Source organism: Serratia sp. ME47 (genome assembly GCF_903970925.1).
GTDB lineage: Bacteria > Pseudomonadota > Gammaproteobacteria > Enterobacterales > Enterobacteriaceae > Serratia > Serratia ureilytica.
In genome coordinates this window covers 86,225-103,896 of sequence record NZ_CAJCKE010000013.1, presented here as the reverse complement: position 1 = coordinate 103,896, position 17,672 = coordinate 86,225, and the positions used below count along the sequence as shown (strand labels likewise).

Below are 17,672 nucleotides of genomic sequence, written 5' to 3'. Positions count from 1 at the left end.
CGGAGAAATAGCATGTTCCCCAGTAAAAAACATTCACAGCGGGCCACCCCGCTGACCAGCTATCAATTTTCCCGGCTGCATACTTTCGAATGCGTCGCCCGTCATTTATCTTTTGCGCTGGCGGCACAAGAATTGTCGATCACCCCCAGCGCCGTGAGCCACCGCATTAATTTGCTCGAAAAGGAATTGGGGTTTCTGCTATTCCAACGCTTTCATCGCAGAATTACGCTGACGCCGGAGGGCGAACGCATGCAATGGGCGCTGGACAGCTCCTTCAACACCTTGAATCAGGAAATTCTGGACATTAAAAATCGCGAGTTGACGGGAACATTGACCCTCTACTCGCACCCGTCCCTGGTGCAATGTCTGCTGCTGCCGCGCATCGGCGACTTTATCGCCCAGCACCCCACCATTCACCTCAACATTTTGACCGGGCAGGAAATCATCAACCTGGCCAACCGCGGCGTGGACCTGGCGATGTACTTCGGCAAACTGCCCTCGGGGCGGCATCTGGACGAGGCCTTTATGCAGGAATCGATGGTGCCGATTTGCACGCCGCAGTACGCCGCTGCACATAACCTGTACGATGCGCCGGAAAACCTGGCTCACTGTACGCTGCTGCACGATCGCTACAACTCCGGCGAAGATGAGTGGCAAACCTGGTCACAACACTTTGCGTTGGGGCTGGATACCGACAGTAAAAGCATGGAGTTCGACCGTTCCGATCTCGCGGTACTGGCCGCCACACGGCACCTTGGCGTCGCCATGGGGCGGCTTAATCTGGTGCAGGACTGGATAAAAAGCGGCGAACTGATCATTCCGTTCACCAACATGACCGTGCCCTGTGAGCACTGCTATTTTACCTCGACCATTTCCGAACGGCAGTGGCCCAAGATCCTCGCGTTTAAGCAGTGGATCATGAAAATCTCCCCTCTGGTCTGATGGCCAGAGGGTTAGCGCTCTACTTTGGGGGAATAAGAAAAATGCAGCGCGCAGGCGTAGAGCCGGCCGGCCTTTGAATAAGAAATATATTTTCGACTTTTATCCCAGGTCAGCAGGGAATTATTGGCAAAATAATAAACCTCCAATCGCATCCCATTCGCCAACCTCGACCAGCCTCGGCTTCTTATCACGGTAAAATCACCGTTATCGCTGAGCGTAATCAGCGGCACGCCCCAAGCATAGCGGGATATTTGCAACTGAATAATGAATTGGCTTTCGCAGCTTATTTGGTAATTCTGTACATCAACATCCATAATTTATATTTTTGGTGCCACCCTACGGTCAAAATAAATAAGATATGAACAACTCACCACGATTAACCCCAGCACGATCAGCACGGCACCCAATACAAACTCAATTTGCAGCGGCTCGCCGAGCATGACGACGCCGGCCAGGATGCCGAATACCGGCGTCATAAAGGTGAGAATGCCCAGCGAGGACGCCTGATAACGACGCAACAGTGAAAACCAGATCAGGTAACTGAAAAACGACACGATCACCGTTTGGAACAGCAGGCTACTCCAGGCCACCCGGCTCAGAACGACGTGCAAATTGCCCGACGCTATCGCCAGCAACGACAGCAGCACGCAGGCGCCCGTCAACTGGAACAGCAGCGTCTGTTTAGCCGGACACTCTGCCAGACGCGAGGTACGGATCACCAGCGTAGAACCGCCCCAGGCGATCCCCGCCAGCAGGCCGTAGAGATCGCCCTTCAACCGAGCTGCGTCGCCGCTGCCCTCAGCCATGCCCGATATGGCCAACACCACGCCGCCAAAGGCGATGAGCATGCCAAGCCACTGCACCGACGACAGGCGTTCCTGGCGAATCAGAAAATGCAGGCCGAGAGCGGAAAACAGCGGCGCGGTGTACAAAAACACCGCCATATGCGAAGCGCTGGTATAGCGCAGCCCTTCGGAGACAAAAAAGAACTCCAGCGCGAACAATGCCCCTACGCTCAAACCGGCGCTCAGCGTGGCACGATCCCAGGTGAAGCACTCGCCGCGGCAGCGCGCCAGCAGGTAAACCCCCAGCGCGGCAAGACCAGAGCGAATGGCAATTTGCAGCACCGCCGACACATCCGGCTCGGCGGCCTTGATCGCCACCTGCTGCATTCCCCAAATGGCGCATAGCATCACCATGGCGGCGGCAGCCCTGCCGTCGATACCGATTCTTGCATTCATAATAGGGTTCCCGCCGCCGTTGAAATAATCACAGGCTGCCGTCGCGTTATTCTTTATACACCACGATTTCCTGATAAAGCTTAATAACTTCGCCATCGCTGTCGACGGAGTCGGTATATTCAGTTTGCTGCGCCAGGTGAATCACCTTCCAGCCTTTTCGCGCCAATTCCGGGATCGTCAGGCGCCCCACGCCGCGGCAGAAAAACAGAGTGTCGTCAGACAACCTTAGCTTACTAACCTCTGCATAATCATAAGCTTGAGAATGGCAGACGTGCGACTCCGCCGCCATCGCCGGTAATGAAAACAGCCCCACCAACAACATTAACAGGTTTCTCATGGCGACCTCCCAATCGCTTATTCCTGCCAACCGATTACGCAAAAATGCCTCACGTTAATACGGCGGTGACAGGCTGGAATTAATTATCTCTTGCATGGCTGAAATTACAGGCTGGGGTTGGTGACTGACAAATGAAAAATATAAACCTTGGCGTTAAATGAATTCATCCGAGTGGAGAGAGAGGCAGAGCGGCCACTTTCACCGCACGAAATGGTCAAAAACCGGCCAATAATTAGCAAGAAAAGTAATTATTTATTTCACCGTTTATGCTACAAATGCCGCCCGCCGCTAAAACACCAAAAAAACCGTCAAAATGCGCAAAAACGCAGCTTTCTGCGCAAAACATCGGCATGGCGGCGCTGATGAGGGCGGTCATACCTAAAACAGGGATAACACATGGCAATGAAATTGCGCGTAATGACTCAAGCGGTGGCGCTGGGTCTGGCGATCGGCAGCGCGTCGTTCGCCGCTCAGGCGGAAATCACCCTGCTGAAGCAAGATCCACAGGCCGGCGATCCGCTCAGCCGCCTGAACTTCACCGTTGGCGGCAGTATTCGTCCGCAGTTCAACAACATGACGGGCGACGGTGACAAGGGCTCGTACAAGCGTAACGGCTTCGACGGCGGCACCCGCTTCCGTTTCGCGGCGGACTACTATCTGTTCGACGATATCAGCTGGATCAGCTACTACGAGCTGGGCGTGAACATTCCGGCGCTGTTTGACTGGGATCATCACTATGCCGACGGCGCGAGAAACACCAGCCGCCGCATGCTGTACACCGGCCTGAAAAGCAACACCTGGGGCCAGATGACCTTCGGTCAACAGAACAGCGTTTATTATGACGTGGTGGGCGCCAAGACTGATATTTGGGACTACGACATGCTGGCCCAGGCGCCGGGCAACGGCATTAACGGCGACTACGACGGCTCTTACCGTTCACGCAAAATGCTGAAGTACAAGAACCGCTTCGGCGATGCAGACGTTTACGCTTCGTATCTGTTCAGCGACAGCGACTATCTGCCGGGCAACGGCCTGCGCTACAAGCGCAAAGGCGGCGGCTCTCTGGGTGTGGATTACCATATTACGCCGGATCTGACCTGGGGCACCGCCTGGAACTACACCCGCGCCGAAATGCGCAACCCGTCCACCAGCGGCAGCAAAAGCTACGATCAGAACATTTTCGGCACCGCCATCAGTTGGAAACCGGACAACTGGACCCTGACCTTCGGCGGCGGTTACTACAACGACTTCCTGACCACCAAGAAAGCCGACGTCAATAATTACTTCGCAGGCGATGCGTGGGGTATCGAATACCTGGCCGGTTATACCGTGCCGGTAGGTCAGTACGCGGTGAAATCGGTGATGCCGTACTTCATGGGCGACCGCCTGGAATACATCACCGGCCGCAACTACCAGCGCATCGATAACGGCCTCGGGGTAACCGTACAGTTTGACTACGGTTTCCGCGTTGACGTGGAGCACGTGCTGACATCGAGCACCGACAACCTCGGCGATATGACCGTGGTGCGTCTGCGCTACGATTTCTGATTGCTCAGAATGCAAAAAAGGCCGCGCAAGCGGCCTTTTTCGTTTATTGACGCAGCGTCAGAAGCCGCCGCGCGCCGAGCGCCCGACCGCTTCGCCCAGTTGCCATACCGCCATGGCGTAATGGGTGCTGTGGTTATAGCGCGTGATGACGTAGAAGTTCGGCAGACCGTACCAATACTGGTAGCCGGTGCCGACATCCAGCCGCAGCAGGCTGGCCTCTTGGTTATCACCAAGCGAACCCTGCGGGCTCAGGCCGGCTTCGGCCAGCGCGGCGACCGAGTAGCGCGTCTTGAAGCCGTTTTCCAACCCCGGCGCCTGGCCGTTGGCCTGAATGGCGACCGGCTCGCCTTTGGACCAGCCGTGCGCTTTGAAGTAATTGGCCACGCTGCCGATGGCATCGACCGGATCCCACAGGTTGATATGCCCATCGCCGTTGAAATCGACCGCATAGCTTTTGAAGGAAGAAGGCATGAACTGCCCGTAGCCCATCGCACCGGCGAAGGAACCGCGCAACTCGAGCGGATCGTCGCCTTCGGTGCGCGACATCAGCAAGAAGGTTTCCAGCTCACCGGCGAAGTAATCGGCGCGGCGCGGGTAGTCGAAGGCCAGCGTCGCCAGCGCATCGATAATGCGGGTTTTACCCATTACGCGGCCCCAACGGGTTTCCACGCCGATAATCCCCACGATAATCTCCGGCGGCACGCCGTACACCTGCCAGGCGCGCTGCAGCGCATCCTGATATTGATTCCAGAACACTACGCCGTTTTGCACGTTATCCGGGGTGATGAACTTGTTGCGGTAGCGCAGCCAGGAGCCATTCGGCCCGGTTGGCCCCTGGGTAGACGGCGTCGGCGCCTGCCTGTCCATCAGCCGCAGCACCGAATCCAATCGCCGAGCCTGCGCCAGCACGTCGTGCAGCTGCTGCCGGTCAAAACCGTGTTCCTGCACCATCTTCTCGATAAAGCGCGCGGTATTCGGGTTATTGGCGAAATCCCCACCCAGCGGCGCGCCGCTGTGCGCCGGGCTCAGCAAAAAGCCGCCCTTTACCGGGGCGCTCTGCGGCGTAGCGGTGGTACTGGGTTTCGGCGTGCTGCTACAGGCAGCAAGCAAGGTAATCAGCGGTAAAAGCGCAACCAGGTGACGCATCGGATATCCATATAGCCATGCAAGAGATAAGTGGGAGTTATGTTAATGCATTGTTCAACGCGAACAAACAGGATTATGCCGCCAATGACCGCGTCAGGTAGCCAAACGTGCCAAATTGTGACGTTTTGCACGGGCAAAGAACGCCCGGTGCGGCCGCGCTGAATCTCAACCGCAACTAAATGAGAAAAGTTATCACCTTGACGCCCACGTTTGCCCCGATAAAATGCCCGACTGCTTGCCACCCGGCTATCGCCGCAATGATCACGACAATGGACTGTGATGGAATCTCTCGGACAACTCGCCAAAGACCTGTACCGTGGGCGCATCTCGCGCAAACCGTTTATTTTCTCGCTGGCGATCTTCGCCATCGGTATCGTGCTGCTGTCGTTTCTGTCGACCTATCTGGATAAAAACCATTTTCGCGCCTACGCGCACGGCGACGGCGCCGAATTCGTCTCGGTGCTGCTGTATCTGCTGTGCATTATGGTGTGGGCGTTGTTCTATTTCGGCCTGGTCACGTGGTTCATGGCCAAAACCGCGTTCCGACTCAACGATATCGGCCTGCCCGGTTGGGCGTTGGCCGTCGCGTGCTATGTTTGCTCGGTGCTCAACAACTACTCCCCCGGCCCGGTAGCGCGCTGGCTGCCGCTGTTCAGTCTGGCAGTCATGCTCTGCGCCCTGCTGTTGCCGCCCGACGGGCTGCGACGCAAGCCGCGTGAACAGACTGATTGAGCGCCATTCCGCTCAAGGCTATGGCTATCCGCCGGCCGTGCCGTCACAATAGCGCCTCATTCAGGTTTTAATCAGGGATCGCCATGTTCAGCCATTACTTCGCCCATTACGCCTTCGATCGCGACAGCGACGCCTGGCAGATCGGTTTTCGCGACTTCCCCGAGTGGCAAACCGCCTGCTATAAACGCGAAGACATCGAACTGGAGGCACAGGAAAGCCTGTTGGCCGCCATCGCCGCCACGATGGATGAAGGTTTGCCCCTGCCCGCCCCTTCCCCTCTGCAAGCCGATGAGTTGAGGGTACACCTGCCGGCGCTGGTGGCGCTGAAAATCGAACTGCACAACGCCATGCTGCGCAAAAACACCGGTAAAGCGGCGCTGGCGCGCAAGCTGGGTTTCAACGGCGGGCAAATGGAGCGGTTGCTGGATATCGGTTACGCCTCGAAGGTGGAAGCGTTGGAGCAGGCGCTGTATCTGTTGGGCTACGACGTGCGCGTGACAATAAGTGAAGTTTGCCAATAAGTTAGCAACAGGTAAGCAAAATATTATCCGCAGGGGCTAAATTTTCCTCCATTCGCGCCGATGTGATCGTTACCTAATCCTCTGTCGCAACAACGAAGGCTAAAAATGGAGTGGAGTCGCCGTCATATTTGGGCCGTTATTCTGCTGTCTTGTCTCGTTTTTTGGGTCATTCTGGCGACCGGCATCAACGCCGTCGCCTGAGCGCCTGCCGCTGCATTGCAACACATAACGCTTAACATCGCCTATGACTGAAGGATTTCAGCCATTGGCGATTAAACAGAAACTCATGCAGACCCCAAAGACTAAACCGCTGTGTTAAGTGAGGGTAAAATATAAAAATATTTTTATATCAATAAACTAATTACCTCAACCTTCTTTCAATAACACGAATGACTAATGGGCTGACTATAAGCGTAATAACCAAACAGCCAATAAGTAGCGCTATACCTACAAATCCCTCAATATCGCGTTCACCGAACAGGTTTGCTGCTTTTATCCAAAATTCACGCTCTCCCTGCGTCGAAGGGTCTGAAGGCCTCGCAAGCAGAAATGTCAGTATATAAATGCCAGCCCCTATCAGGAGTTTAATTCCCATCGGGACACGTCTGCTTTCCATTAAGAATGACCTCAATCGTTCCATAAGACATCAGGTCGTTAACTAACCTGACTGGCCGGGTGGAGAGTAATGCCTGACGAATAGCTAAAAAGTCAGTCCGATGCTGCAATGTAATACAGCCCAAAGAGATACCTAAAGGGCCTGATGGATGCAAACGGAAATTTCCCCGTTTTACCCCATTAATCCATGTATAGTCGTCAATTTTCCCATCTTCACGATAAAGGGCAAACCACTCATATTTGATAACCGGCGTCGATGTCGGCCACGAATAGAAATCATGAAGATCGGTTCTCAGCATTCCTTTCCAGCCACCCGTTATCCTGTTGACGATGTGATAGCGGCCTTGAGGGATTGGGCCACTGTCTGGAACAGCCACGCAACCGGCTTGATTACGATATATTCCATTGCCCGAGTAAGCCAGAAAAGTGCCAACACCGTATATGAGCAAAGGGGAAAACTGTGCATCATTAACGATAAACTCTCCATGTAGCGGCATAGGTAAAACTCCTTTTTACCGTTCGTTAGTATAAAATTAACACTAACACAAAAATCATTTATCGAAAAAGAGTACCTGCGGCTATCGTGGGTCAGAGAGTTGGTCTATCCCGACTTAAAAAGCGTTATAAAACAGCGCGCACTGTTCAAAAAACAGCCGAAAATTGTGATCAAAAACACAGTATTGAAATCAGACCAGTATTGAGAGTACATTAGCGCCGATCCTGTCGCGGTTCGGATTTTACCTCACGGAGCATGAGGCGCGACAACCGGACAACCCGCGCGCGAGGACGTTGTTCTTTCGTTTGGAAGAACCCGCCCGACAAACAGGTTGCCCATAAAACACTCAGCACAACAATCGGGATCATTGCTGGCGAGGACTCCAGACAGGAGTTGTTCAGTGAAATATTTTTTGATGGGCGTGTCATTCATGCTGGTTGCCTGGGTTGGCACCTTCATGTTGATGGTTGCCTGACCGGGAACACAGCCAAAGGGACGCGCGAGCGTCCCTTTGTCGTTTCCGTCGTTCGCCGTTATTTGCCCGGCATCATGCGGCGCAGGGTGTCGTCCTTGCGCAGGTAGTGGTGATACAGCGCCGCCAGCGCATGCGCGCCAATAATAAAGTAGCCGATATTCGCCAGCGTCTCATGAACCGTTTTAACCAGCTTGCGCATCACCGGATCCGGCGTCACCCATTGCGGTACCGGCCACCCCAGTAAAGTCCACGATTTCCCGCCGTAGGCCAGGGTTAACACGCCCAGCAGCGGCAACATCAGGAATACCACGTACAGCAGCCAATGGAAGATCTTGGCGCCCACTTCCTGCCATTCCTCCAGCGGCGGCGTGGTCGGCGGCGTCGCGTGGAGGGTGCGCACCGCCAGCCGAATCAGCATCAGGGCAAAAACCGAAGCCCCAAAATTAAAGTGCAGATTTTTGACCAGCGGCGCCCACGCCTCCGGCACCGAATCCTTCAGCAACATCGCCGCGTAGGTGAGGATCACCATCAGCAGCGTCAACCAATGTAAAACGATTTGCGATCGCGCGTAGCGGTTGCTCATACACTCTATCCAAAAAATAAAATTCAGCGTAGTCGAGCATAATGGGGAAATAATGAAGAAAACCTTGGGACGGGAAAAAATAAGGCCGGACAAACGTCCGGCCTGACAGGATTATTTGGCGCCGCCGCCTTTGCCCGACATCAGCAACCCGTCCGCGCGGAACATGGCCTTGATGCCGCGCACCGCCTGGCGAATACGGTCCTGATTTTCGATCAGCGCGAAGCGCACATGGGTATCGCCATAGTCGCCGAAGCCGATGCCCGGCGAAACGCAAACCTTGGCTTCCGCCAGCAGGCGTTTGGCGAACTCCAGCGAACCGAGATGGGCATAAGGTTCGGGAATTTTCGCCCAGACGTACATCGACGCCTTCGGGTTTTCCACCATCCAGCCGGCCTCATGCAGCCCTTTCACCAACACGTTGCGGCGCTGCCGATACTGCTCGGCGATATCGCGCACGCACTGCTGATCGCCTTCCAGCGCGGCGATGGCCGCCACCTGCAGCGGCGTAAAGGTCCCGTAGTCGTGGTAGCTCTTGATGCGCGCCAACGCGCTGACCAGTTCGGGATTGCCGACCATGAAACCGATGCGCCAGCCGGCCATGTTGTAGCTTTTCGACAGGGTGAAGAACTCCACCGCAATGTCTTTCGCCCCCGGCACCTGCATGATCGACGGCGCTTTCCAGCCGTCATAGACGATATCGGCATAGGCCAGATCGTGGATCACCAGCACGTTGTACTGCTTAGCCAGCGCCACCACCCGTTCGAAGAAATCCAGCTCCACGCACTGCGCGGTCGGGTTGGACGGGAAGCCGAGGATCATCATTTTCGGGCGCGGAATGGTTTCCCGAATGGCGCGCTCCAGCTCGCCGAAGAAATCCACGCCGTCCACCAGCGGCACCGAGCGCACCTGAGCGCCGGCGATCACCGCGCCGTAAATGTGGATCGGGTAACTGGGGTTCGGCACCAGCACGGTATCGCCGTGATCGAGGGTCGCCAGCATCAGGTGCGCCAGCCCCTCTTTCGAACCGATAGTGACGATGGCTTCGCTTTCCGGATCGATATCCACCTGATAACGATCGGCATACCAGCGCGAAATGGCGCGGCGCAGGCGCGGAATGCCGCGCGAGGTGGAATAACCGTGGGTGTCGTCGCGCTGGGCGACGGCGCACAGTTTTTCCACGATGTGCGGCGGCGTCGGGCCGTCGGGGTTACCCATGCTGAAGTCGATAATATCCTCGCCGCGACGGCGTGCGGCCATCTTCAGTTCGGCGGTGATGTTGAATACGTAAGGGGGAAGGCGTTCAATGCGCGTGAAACGGCGCTGTGGACTGTTATCAGCCATAGGGGATTCCTCGATAGACGTTAGCGCCCGGACCGTCCGAGCGACGCTGGCCAGCGAACTGACCGAATATCGAACATAGCGCAGCGCCGACGAGCTTGTCGATACCCTGCGCGATATTTTTATTTAGCGCCCTGAAACTCTGCCGCCAGCAGCCCGAACAGCCAGTCGTCGCACCACTGATCCGCCAGACGGTAGTTGTCGCGCAGCGTGCCCTCCAGCTGGAAACCGCACGACTCCAGCAGGCCGCGCGAGGCGAGGTTGCCGGCGGTCACGGTAGCGGTCAGCTTGTGAAAACCGCAGACGTTCACCGCAAAATCCAGCACCGCCCGCAGCGACTCCTTGCCATAGCCCTTGCCCTGCCCGGAAGGCAAACTCCCATATCCCACTTCCGCCTGCCGATACGGCGCCCAGTGCGGGCGAAAGCCGGTAATGCCCACCGCCTCTCCGCTGTGCTTCTCACGCATCACCAGGCACAGCCACTGGTCGCCGTGTTTGTCCCAGACCGGCAGGCGCTCCTCGAACCGTGCGCGGATCTCCGCTTCGCTGCGCGGATCGGAGATGTAACGGATCACCTCGGGATCTTGGTACAGGCGCAGAAACAGCGGCCAATCCTCGGCGGTTACCGACTGTAACTGCAGACGTTCAGTGACCAGCTTCATAAAATCTCCGAAAAACGAAAAAGAGGAACTTACGAATGAAAGATATCTCTTTATTTTCCCCGATTGGTTGCCGATAATCATTTACGTTAAAACCACAAAACCATAACGTCTTGCCCGATTCCCTACAACTGCCCGCCGCCGTTACCCACGCGGCATCAGGAGAACACCATGGCCTCTTTAGTCATCGACGATATTCCGCTGGCGATCGTTAACGTCAAGCGTCAGCTGCGCCAGGCATTGCCCAACTATCGCGACGTATTCCAGGCGCTGGAAGAGAACATCCGCGGCCAGGTCGAACAGATTCGCCGCGAACTGGCCGCCGGCCACAACCCGGTGCCGCAAATTGACGCGGAAGATATCCTGCAGCAGCGCGTCACTGAACAACAAAAAGCGCTGATCAAACAGCGCGGCGCCTGCGCTATTCGCGGGGTGTTTCCGCGCGCCAAAGCCGAGGGCTGGAACCGCGAAATCGGCGATTACCTCGATCGCAACAACTTCGTCGAGCGATTGAAGAACGCCGCCGAAGACAACTATTTCGGCAAGCTGGCCGCCAGCAAGCCACAGATCTACGGCATCTATTGGTCAAAACCGCAGGTTGAAGCGCGGCAGGACGCGCGCATGCATGCGGTGCAGGTGTTCCTCAACAGCCTGTGGGCCACCGAAAGCAACGGCAAACAGCATTTCGATCCGACTCGCGTCGCCACCTACGCCGATCGCACCCGCCGCCGCCCGCCGAACTCCTCGTCGCTGGGCCTGTCGCCGCACGTCGACAGCGGCACCATCGAGCGCTGGCTGGACGAGAACTTCCGCTATGTGTATCGCCACGTCTTCTCCGGCGACTGGCAGCAGTACGATCCCTTCGCCGCCGACGGCCGCACCGAAGTGCGCGAGATAGCCTCTCCGGCGGTCTGCTCGATGTTCCGCACCTTCCAGGGCTGGACGGCGCTGACGCCGCAGCGCACCAACGCCGGCACGCTGAACCTGGTGCCGATCGCCAACGCCATGGCCTATGTGCTGCTGCGCGCGCTGCAGGACGACGTCGCCGATGACGATCTGTGCGATGCGGCGCCGGGTCGCGCGCTGTCGATCTCGGAAAAATGGCATCCCCTTTTATTAAGCGGGATTTCCCCTATTCCCGATTTGGAGCCGGGCGACACGGTCTTTTGGCACTGCGATGTGATCCACGCGGTGGAGAACGAACATAACGGCGAGTTCGACAGCAACGTGATGTACATCGCCGCCGCGCCGGGCTGCGAGAAAAACGACGCCTATCTGCAGCGCCAGCTGCCGAGCTTTATCGACGGCAGAACGCCGCCGGACTTCGCCCCCGACGACTTCGAGGTGGATTTCGACGGCCGCGCCACCGTCGAGCTGCTGACGCCGCTGGGCAAAGCGCAGCTCGGCATGCGCTGACCGCCGCCTCCAGCCACGGGCCTCTCTCGCTGTGGTATACTGCCGTCATCCGTAGGCCGCAGCGAGAACCCGTCGTGCACCCTTTTTTTGAAATGCTGTTGGCGGTGTTTGATCGCGCCGCGCTGATGTTGATCTGTCTGTTTTTCCTGACCCGCACCCGGCTGTTCCGCCAACTGCTGCAAAAAGAAGACCATACGCCGCTTGAGCTCGGCATCGTCACGGCAATCTTCTCGCTGTTCGCGCTGTTCAGCACCTACTCCGGCATCAACGTTGAGGGCTCGCTGGTCAACGTGCGCGTCATCGCCATCATGGCCGGCGGCATCCTGTTCGGCCCCTGGGTGGGGATCGTCACCGGCATCATCGCCGGGGTGCACCGCTATCTGATCGACATCGGCGGCATCACCTCGGTGCCCTGCCTTATCACCAGCATCATCGCCGGCATCAGCGCCGGTTACATCAACCTCAAGGTCAAAAAAGAGCAGCGCTGGCGCGCCGGCATCGTCGGCGGCATGCTGTGCGAATCCCTCACCATGCTGCTGATCGTGCTGTGGGCCAAGCCGACCGAGCTTGGGCTGGACATCGTGTCGCAGATCGCCCTGCCGATGATCCTCGGCACGGTGTGCATCGGCCTGATCGTGCTGCTGGTGCAGAGCGTCGAAGATGAAAAAGAAGTGATCGCCGCGCGCCAGGCCAAGCTGGCGCTGGATATCGCCCACAAGACGCTGCCCTATTTCCGCAACATCAACAGCGAATCGCTGGCCACCATCTGCGATATCATCCGCCAGGATATCCGCGCCGACGCGGTGGCGATCACCGATACCCATCAGGTGCTGGCTTACGTCGGCGTAGGGCGCGAAGCCTACCCGATCGGCCGCGAAGGGCTGAGCCGCGTCACTCGCGAAAGCATTCGCCACGGCAAAATCATCATCAAAAACAACCTGGAAAACCCGGCCGCGCCGCAGATCCATTCGCAGCTGGTGGTGCCGCTGTGGGAAAAAGGCGAAGTGACCGGCGCGCTGAAAATTTACTACTGCCACGCTCACCAGATCACCAACACGCTGAAGGTGATGGCGGTCGGGCTGTCGCAGATCATCTCCACCCAGATGGAGGTTTCGCGCATCGAGCACCTGCGTCAGATGGCGGATAAAGCCGAAATGCGCGCGCTGCAGAGCAAGATTAACCCGCACTTCCTGTTCAACGCGCTGAACGCCATCTCTTCCTCCATCCGCCTGAATCCGGACACCGCGCGCCAGCTGATCATCAACCTGTCGCGCTACCTGCGCTACAACCTGGAGCTGAACGACGAACTGATCGATATCCGCAAGGAACTGCATCAGATCCAGGACTATATCGCCATCGAACAGGCGCGTTTCGGCGCCAAGCTGACGGTGATTTACGACATCGACGACGACGTCTCGGTGCGCATTCCGAGCCTGCTGATCCAGCCGCTGGTGGAGAACGCCATCGTGCACGGCATCCAGCCCTGCAAGGGCAAAGGGGTAGTGGTGATCGCAGTGAAAGATCAGGGCGACCGGGTGAAAATATCGGTGAAGGATACCGGCCACGGCATCAATCAGGAAACCATCGATCGGGTGGCGCGCAACGAGATGCCGGGCCACAATATCGGCCTGCTCAACGTACACCACCGCGTGTCGCTGTTGTACGGTGAAGGGCTGCATATCCGCCGCCTGGAGCCGGGCACCGAAATCGCGTTCTACATCAGCAAAAACGGCGGCAAGCTGCATCAGGAGCCGAGCGCGCCGCCGGTCGGGGAGGCCTCATGAAAGCCATTATCGTGGAAGACGAATTCCTCGCGCAGGAAGAACTCAGCTACCTGATCAAGAAACACAGCAATATCGATATCGTCGCCACCTTCGAGGATGGCCTCGACGTCCTCAAATACCTGCAGACTCACCAGGTCGACGCCATTTTCCTCGACATCAACATCCCGTCGCTGGACGGCGTGTTGCTGGCGCAAAACATCAGCAAATTCGCGCATCGCCCGTCTATCGTGTTCATCACCGCCTATAAAGAGCACGCGGTGGAAGCGTTCGAGATCGAAGCGTTCGACTATATCCTCAAGCCCTATCACGAGGCGCGCATCGTCACCATGCTGCAAAAGCTGGAGGCGCTGCATCATCGCCCCGCCGGCGCGACGGAGCCGGCCAGCGCGCCGAGCCGCGGCAGCCACAGCATCAACCTGATCAAAGACGAGCGGATTATCGTTACCGACATCAACGACATCTATTACGCCGCCGCCGATGAAAAGGTGACGCGGGTCTATACCCGCCGGGAAGAGTTCGTGATGCCGATGAACATCACCGAGTTTTACGGCCGGCTGCCGGAAGAGCATTTCTTCCGCTGCCACCGCTCTTACTGCGTTAACCTGGCGAAGATCCGCGAGATCGTGCCCTGGTTCAACAATACCTACATTCTGCGGCTGAGCGATCTCGAGTTTGAAGTGCCGGTCAGCCGCAGCAAGGTGAAAGAGTTCCGCAAGCTGATGCGCCTGTAAGCGCTTACCAGCGCGGGCCCGGACGGTAGTAATACCCCGGCGGCGGCGGTGGCGGCATGCGGTAATGCGGCCGGTCGCGCCAGTCGCGCCGCGGCGGCCCGTAGTAAATCACCCGGGGCGGCGGCCCGTAGTAAATCACCCGGGGCGGCGGGCCGTAATAGTACCCGCGCGGGCGTTCATACCGGCGGTGATCGGCCCACCAGCGCGGATCGCGCCAGCGATAGCCGTCCCAGTAATGGCCGCGATTGTCGCGATCGCCGATATGCAACGACAGGCCAGGCACGTTCACGCCGATGGAGACGTCGGCCTGGCTCGCCAGCGGCAGCGCCAGCAGCGCAGCCAGTAACAACAGCGTTTTTTTCATTTCATGGCTCCTGCTGAGCGGACCTTGTCCGATCGCAGATAACATAGCCCCGCGCTCACCGCCGCTCTATAGGCGCAATGCCGATTTACGCCTTTCAGACGCATCCTTCACAATTCCACCACAATCGTTCACCGGCGATTAACAACAAATCGTTGATATCTTTGATGTAGATCACGTGTCACCCCCGGCATTTCACGGGCTTTCAGGCGCAAAAACGGCAACTCACGCCGCATAAAATGCATTTCATTCCTTCCGTCGTGCAACTCATTCCCGATCCGCCGCCCGCCGCAGGGGCCGGCCATATAATAAGCCCATACCGCGGGAACGCTGATTCACCCCGCAAATTTCAGCCAACGGCTCACGCCCGGCAACGCACACACAGGAAGGAGACCGGCCATGAACACCAAACCGGCAAATCGCAGCTTAATCGTTCTCGGCACCATCATCTGTCAGATGGGTCTGGGCACCATCTACACCTGGAGCCTGTTCAACCAGCCGCTGGTCGACAAGTTCCACTGGGGGCTGGCGGACGTCGCCACCACCTTCTCCATCACCAGCTTCTTCCTGGCCTTCGCCACGCTGTTCGCCGGTAAGCTGCAAGAACGCTTCGGCATCCGCAACCTGACGCTGTGCTCCGGCATCCTGGTCGGCCTGGGCCTTATCGCCAGCGCCCACGTCAGCTCGCTCGACATGATCTACCTGCTGGCCGGCGTGGTGGTGGGCTTTGCGGTCGGTATCGCCTACATCTCCACCCTGTCCAACCTGATCAAATGGTTCCCGGCCAACAAAGGCCTGATTTCCGGCATCTCCGTCGGCGCCTTCGGCAGCGGCAGCCTGCTGTTCAAATACGTCAACGCCGCCCTGATCGCCGACGTCGGCGTTTCCGGTGCCTTCTTCTACTGGGGTGCCATCGTGATGGGCCTGATCGTCGTCGGCTCCCTGCTGCTGAAAGAGCCGGTGCTGGCGACCAACGCCGCACAGCCAGGCGCCAACGGTCTGGGCAACGACTTCAGCGTGCGCCAGATGCTGGCCACCAAAGAAGCCTACCTGCTGTTCACCATCTTCTTTGCCGCCTGCATGAGCGGTCTGTATCTGATTGGCATCGTGAAAGACATGGGCGTTCAACTGGCCGGGATGGACTTGGCCACCGCCGCCAACACCGTGTCCGCCGTCGCCATCTTCAACACCGCCGGCCGCATCATCCTGGGGACACTGTCCGATAAAGTGGGCCGTATGCGCGTCATCAGCTTCACCATGCTGGTTACCGTACTGGCGATTGTCGCCCTGAGCTTCATGACCCTGAACCACACGCTGTTCTTCATCTGCGTCGGCGCAGTGGCCTTCTGCTTCGGCGGCAACATCACCGTGTTCCCGGCGATTGTCGGCGACTTCTTCGGTCTGAAAAACCACAGCAAGAACTACGGCATCATCTACCAGGGCTTCGGCCTGGGCGCGCTGGCCGGTTCGTTCGTCGCCAAATACTTCGGCGGCTTCCACGCCACCTTCATGGTGATTGGCGTCCTGTCCGCCGCCTCCTTGCTGATTACGCTGTTCATCAAAGCGCCGAAAGCCGTGGAAGTGGAAAGCGAAGAAACAGCACAGGCGGCAGAGCTGGCCAAAGCCTGATACCCCGCGAAAACGACAAGGGGCGCAACCTGCGGGTTGCGCCCCTTTTTTTTATCGTGCCGCCGCGTTGCTTACAGCTGCATGCCCAGCGTCTGGCGCAGATGCGCGCCGGCTCCCAGCAGGCCCGGTTGGCCATGGGTTATCATGAACACCGGAATGTCTCGCACATAGTCACGGAAACGCCCTTTATCTTCGAAGGCGGCGCGGAAGCCCGAGGCCTTGAAGAATTCCATAAAGCGCGGCACGATGCCGCCGGCGATGTACACGCCGCCAAAGGTGCCCAGATTCAGCGCCAGGTTGCCGCCGAAGCGCCCCATGATCACGCAAAACAGCGACAGCGCACGGCGGCAGTCGATGCAGCTGTCGGCCAGCGCCCGCTCGGTAATGTCCTTCGGCTCCAGTTTCTCCGGCAGGCGGTTGTCCGCCTTGACGATGGCGCGATACAGGTTGACCAGGCCCGGCCCGGACAGCACGCGCTCGGCGGAAACGTGCCCCACTTCACCGCGCAGCACCTCCAGAATAATGTCTTCTTCTTCGCTGTTCGGTGCGAAATCGACATGGCCGCCCTCGCCCGGCAGGCTGACCCAGCGGCGATCGACCTGCACCAGGTGGGCAACACCCAGCCCGGTGCCGGCGCCGTACACCGCGATCGGTTTGCCCGGCTGCGCATCGCCGCCGCCAAACTGCAGCACGTCGTCCGGCGAGAGCATCGGGATCGCCATCGAGACGGCGGTGAAATCGTTGATCACTTCCAGATGACTCAACCCCAGGTTGGCCTTCATTTCTTTGATAGAGAACGCCCAGCTGTGGTTGGTCATCGCGACCCAGTCTTCCGTCACCGGGCAGGCGATCGCGATACAGGCGTCCTGCACCTCGATATCGCACGCTTTCAGATAGTGGCGGATCACCGCCTCCAGGCTGTCGAACTCCAGGCCGGAATAGGTTTTCGCCTGGGTAATCTCACCCGTCGCAACAGTGCACAACGCCAGGCGGGCATTGGTGCCGCCAACATCACCTACGAGGGCATAGGTCATTGATTTCGTCTCCGCAAAATGAAAAATAAAAAGCTGCCCACACTGTAAAATCCTGCTGCGAAAACAACAATCACCCGACTCGGA

Annotated in this window: 19 protein-coding genes; 9 read left to right on the top strand and 10 right to left on the bottom strand. The window is 57.9% G+C overall.

Annotated elements, in window-relative coordinates:
• Positions 1-12 precede the first annotated feature (12 nt).
• On the top strand, positions 13-942 hold the full coding sequence (gene dsdC, locus H7A77_RS14635; protein ID WP_025303739.1) for a DNA-binding transcriptional regulator DsdC: 930 nt from the start codon (positions 13-15) through the stop codon (positions 940-942).
• 11 nt (positions 943-953) lie between these two features.
• Here the strand turns inward: dsdC and H7A77_RS14630 are convergent, their stop codons facing one another.
• The 3 genes from H7A77_RS14630 to H7A77_RS14620 are packed head-to-tail and all read right to left on the bottom strand — an operon-like array spanning position 954 to position 2,520.
• A complete protein-coding gene (locus tag H7A77_RS14630; protein ID WP_049294901.1) occupies positions 954-1,256 on the bottom strand; it encodes a hypothetical protein in 303 nt (100 codons plus the stop codon).
• 3 nt (positions 1,257-1,259) lie between these two features.
• On the bottom strand, positions 1,260-2,183 hold the full coding sequence (locus H7A77_RS14625) for a DMT family transporter (protein WP_042785133.1): 924 nt from the start codon (positions 2,181-2,183) through the stop codon (positions 1,260-1,262).
• A gap of 46 nt (positions 2,184-2,229) precedes the next feature.
• Positions 2,230-2,520 carry a hypothetical protein gene (locus H7A77_RS14620; protein WP_033643929.1) on the bottom strand — a complete coding sequence of 97 codons (291 nt, stop codon included), beginning with the start codon at positions 2,518-2,520 and terminating at the stop codon, positions 2,230-2,232.
• A gap of 396 nt (positions 2,521-2,916) precedes the next feature.
• On the opposite strand from H7A77_RS14620, the gene H7A77_RS14615 reads away from it, so the two are divergent.
• The gene (locus tag H7A77_RS14615) at positions 2,917-4,068 is read left to right on the top strand and encodes a porin (RefSeq protein WP_033632458.1); all 1,152 of its coding nucleotides are present in this window, start codon (positions 2,917-2,919) and stop codon (positions 4,066-4,068) included.
• Positions 4,069-4,125: 57 nt separating this feature from the next.
• Here H7A77_RS14615 and mltB read toward each other — a convergent pair whose 3' ends face one another.
• Positions 4,126-5,214, bottom strand: coding sequence for a lytic murein transglycosylase B (mltB, locus tag H7A77_RS14610; protein WP_033632457.1), 1,089 nt, complete (start codon positions 5,212-5,214; stop codon positions 4,126-4,128).
• A gap of 279 nt (positions 5,215-5,493) precedes the next feature.
• Here mltB and H7A77_RS14605 point away from each other — a divergent pair, with 279 nt between their 5' ends.
• Entirely contained in the window at positions 5,494-5,946 is a 453-nt protein-coding gene (locus H7A77_RS14605) for a DUF805 domain-containing protein (RefSeq protein WP_182074350.1), read from the top strand.
• 83 nt (positions 5,947-6,029) lie between these two features.
• The gene (locus H7A77_RS14600) at positions 6,030-6,467 is read left to right on the top strand and encodes an antitoxin HicB (RefSeq protein WP_033651988.1); all 438 of its coding nucleotides are present in this window, start codon (positions 6,030-6,032) and stop codon (positions 6,465-6,467) included.
• Between the two features lie 584 nt (positions 6,468-7,051).
• Here H7A77_RS14600 and H7A77_RS14595 read toward each other — a convergent pair.
• Positions 7,052-7,579, bottom strand: a complete 528-nt coding sequence (locus H7A77_RS14595; RefSeq protein ID WP_089192088.1) for a DUF2778 domain-containing protein — start codon at positions 7,577-7,579, stop codon at positions 7,052-7,054.
• A gap of 399 nt (positions 7,580-7,978) precedes the next feature.
• Between H7A77_RS14595 and ypdK the strand changes: the two genes are divergently transcribed.
• Positions 7,979-8,053, top strand: coding sequence for a membrane protein YpdK (gene ypdK / locus H7A77_RS14590; RefSeq protein ID WP_099782600.1), 75 nt, complete (start codon positions 7,979-7,981; stop codon positions 8,051-8,053).
• 58 nt (positions 8,054-8,111) lie between these two features.
• Here the strand turns inward: ypdK and H7A77_RS14585 are convergent, their stop codons facing one another.
• The 3 genes from H7A77_RS14585 to H7A77_RS14575 all read right to left on the bottom strand — a co-directional run bounded on the left by H7A77_RS14585 (position 8,112) and on the right by H7A77_RS14575 (position 10,636).
• On the bottom strand, positions 8,112-8,636 hold the full coding sequence (locus tag H7A77_RS14585; RefSeq protein ID WP_033643933.1) for a cytochrome b: 525 nt from the start codon (positions 8,634-8,636) through the stop codon (positions 8,112-8,114).
• 111 nt (positions 8,637-8,747) lie between these two features.
• Positions 8,748-9,977, bottom strand: a complete 1,230-nt coding sequence (alaC, locus tag H7A77_RS14580; RefSeq protein WP_042785136.1) for an alanine transaminase — start codon at positions 9,975-9,977, stop codon at positions 8,748-8,750.
• 119 nt (positions 9,978-10,096) lie between these two features.
• Entirely contained in the window at positions 10,097-10,636 is a 540-nt protein-coding gene (locus H7A77_RS14575) for a GNAT family N-acetyltransferase (protein ID WP_182074349.1), read from the bottom strand.
• Between the two features lie 168 nt (positions 10,637-10,804).
• Between H7A77_RS14575 and H7A77_RS14570 the strand changes: the two genes are divergently transcribed.
• The 3 genes from H7A77_RS14570 (at position 10,805) to H7A77_RS14560 (ending at position 14,564) form a co-directional block, all read left to right on the top strand.
• Positions 10,805-12,049 carry a DUF1479 domain-containing protein gene (locus H7A77_RS14570; RefSeq protein WP_182074348.1) on the top strand — a complete coding sequence of 415 codons (1,245 nt, stop codon included), beginning with the start codon at positions 10,805-10,807 and terminating at the stop codon, positions 12,047-12,049.
• Positions 12,050-12,141: 92 nt separating this feature from the next.
• Positions 12,142-13,833, top strand: a complete 1,692-nt coding sequence (locus H7A77_RS14565) for a sensor histidine kinase (protein ID WP_025303750.1) — start codon at positions 12,142-12,144, stop codon at positions 13,831-13,833.
• On the top strand, positions 13,830-14,564 hold the full coding sequence (locus tag H7A77_RS14560) for a LytTR family DNA-binding domain-containing protein (RefSeq protein WP_025303751.1): 735 nt from the start codon (positions 13,830-13,832) through the stop codon (positions 14,562-14,564). The genes H7A77_RS14565 and H7A77_RS14560 overlap by 4 nt, the downstream gene beginning before the upstream one ends.
• Before the next feature lie 4 nt (positions 14,565-14,568).
• On the opposite strand, the gene H7A77_RS14555 is transcribed toward H7A77_RS14560, so the two are convergent.
• Positions 14,569-14,928 carry a DUF2502 domain-containing protein gene (locus tag H7A77_RS14555; protein WP_182074347.1) on the bottom strand — a complete coding sequence of 120 codons (360 nt, stop codon included), beginning with the start codon at positions 14,926-14,928 and terminating at the stop codon, positions 14,569-14,571.
• 396 nt (positions 14,929-15,324) lie between these two features.
• Here H7A77_RS14555 and H7A77_RS14550 point away from each other — a divergent pair, with 396 nt between their 5' ends.
• Positions 15,325-16,554 carry an OFA family MFS transporter gene (locus H7A77_RS14550; protein WP_033643939.1) on the top strand — a complete coding sequence of 410 codons (1,230 nt, stop codon included), beginning with the start codon at positions 15,325-15,327 and terminating at the stop codon, positions 16,552-16,554.
• Between the two features lie 71 nt (positions 16,555-16,625).
• Here the strand turns inward: H7A77_RS14550 and glk are convergent, their stop codons facing one another.
• The gene (glk, locus tag H7A77_RS14545) at positions 16,626-17,588 is read right to left on the bottom strand and encodes a glucokinase (RefSeq protein WP_025303754.1); all 963 of its coding nucleotides are present in this window, start codon (positions 17,586-17,588) and stop codon (positions 16,626-16,628) included.
• Positions 17,589-17,672: the final 84 nt, after the last annotated feature.

Excerpts from the sequence above, each read along its gene's own strand:
- H7A77_RS14550 (WP_033643939.1), top strand. The coding sequence starts at position 15,325 with ATGAACACCAAACCGGCAAATCGCAGCTTAATCGTTCTCGGCACCATC.
- H7A77_RS14630 (WP_049294901.1), bottom strand. The coding sequence starts at position 1,256 with ATGGATGTTGATGTACAGAATTACCAAATAAGCTGCGAAAGCCAATTC.
- glk (WP_025303754.1), bottom strand. The coding sequence starts at position 17,588 with ATGACCTATGCCCTCGTAGGTGATGTTGGCGGCACCAATGCCCGCCTG.
- H7A77_RS14605 (WP_182074350.1), top strand. The coding sequence starts at position 5,494 with ATGGAATCTCTCGGACAACTCGCCAAAGACCTGTACCGTGGGCGCATC.
- H7A77_RS14620 (WP_033643929.1), bottom strand. The coding sequence starts at position 2,520 with ATGAGAAACCTGTTAATGTTGTTGGTGGGGCTGTTTTCATTACCGGCG.
- H7A77_RS14570 (WP_182074348.1), top strand. The coding sequence starts at position 10,805 with ATGGCCTCTTTAGTCATCGACGATATTCCGCTGGCGATCGTTAACGTC.
- dsdC (WP_025303739.1), top strand. The coding sequence starts at position 13 with ATGTTCCCCAGTAAAAAACATTCACAGCGGGCCACCCCGCTGACCAGC.
- H7A77_RS14625 (WP_042785133.1), bottom strand. The coding sequence starts at position 2,183 with ATGAATGCAAGAATCGGTATCGACGGCAGGGCTGCCGCCGCCATGGTG.
- H7A77_RS14600 (WP_033651988.1), top strand. The coding sequence starts at position 6,030 with ATGTTCAGCCATTACTTCGCCCATTACGCCTTCGATCGCGACAGCGAC.
- mltB (WP_033632457.1), bottom strand. The coding sequence starts at position 5,214 with ATGCGTCACCTGGTTGCGCTTTTACCGCTGATTACCTTGCTTGCTGCC.
- H7A77_RS14565 (WP_025303750.1), top strand. The coding sequence starts at position 12,142 with ATGCTGTTGGCGGTGTTTGATCGCGCCGCGCTGATGTTGATCTGTCTG.
- H7A77_RS14585 (WP_033643933.1), bottom strand. The coding sequence starts at position 8,636 with ATGAGCAACCGCTACGCGCGATCGCAAATCGTTTTACATTGGTTGACG.
- H7A77_RS14615 (WP_033632458.1), top strand. The coding sequence starts at position 2,917 with ATGGCAATGAAATTGCGCGTAATGACTCAAGCGGTGGCGCTGGGTCTG.
- alaC (WP_042785136.1), bottom strand. The coding sequence starts at position 9,977 with ATGGCTGATAACAGTCCACAGCGCCGTTTCACGCGCATTGAACGCCTT.
- H7A77_RS14555 (WP_182074347.1), bottom strand. The coding sequence starts at position 14,928 with ATGAAAAAAACGCTGTTGTTACTGGCTGCGCTGCTGGCGCTGCCGCTG.
- H7A77_RS14560 (WP_025303751.1), top strand. The coding sequence starts at position 13,830 with ATGAAAGCCATTATCGTGGAAGACGAATTCCTCGCGCAGGAAGAACTC.
- H7A77_RS14595 (WP_089192088.1), bottom strand. The coding sequence starts at position 7,579 with ATGCCGCTACATGGAGAGTTTATCGTTAATGATGCACAGTTTTCCCCT.
- H7A77_RS14575 (WP_182074349.1), bottom strand. The coding sequence starts at position 10,636 with ATGAAGCTGGTCACTGAACGTCTGCAGTTACAGTCGGTAACCGCCGAG.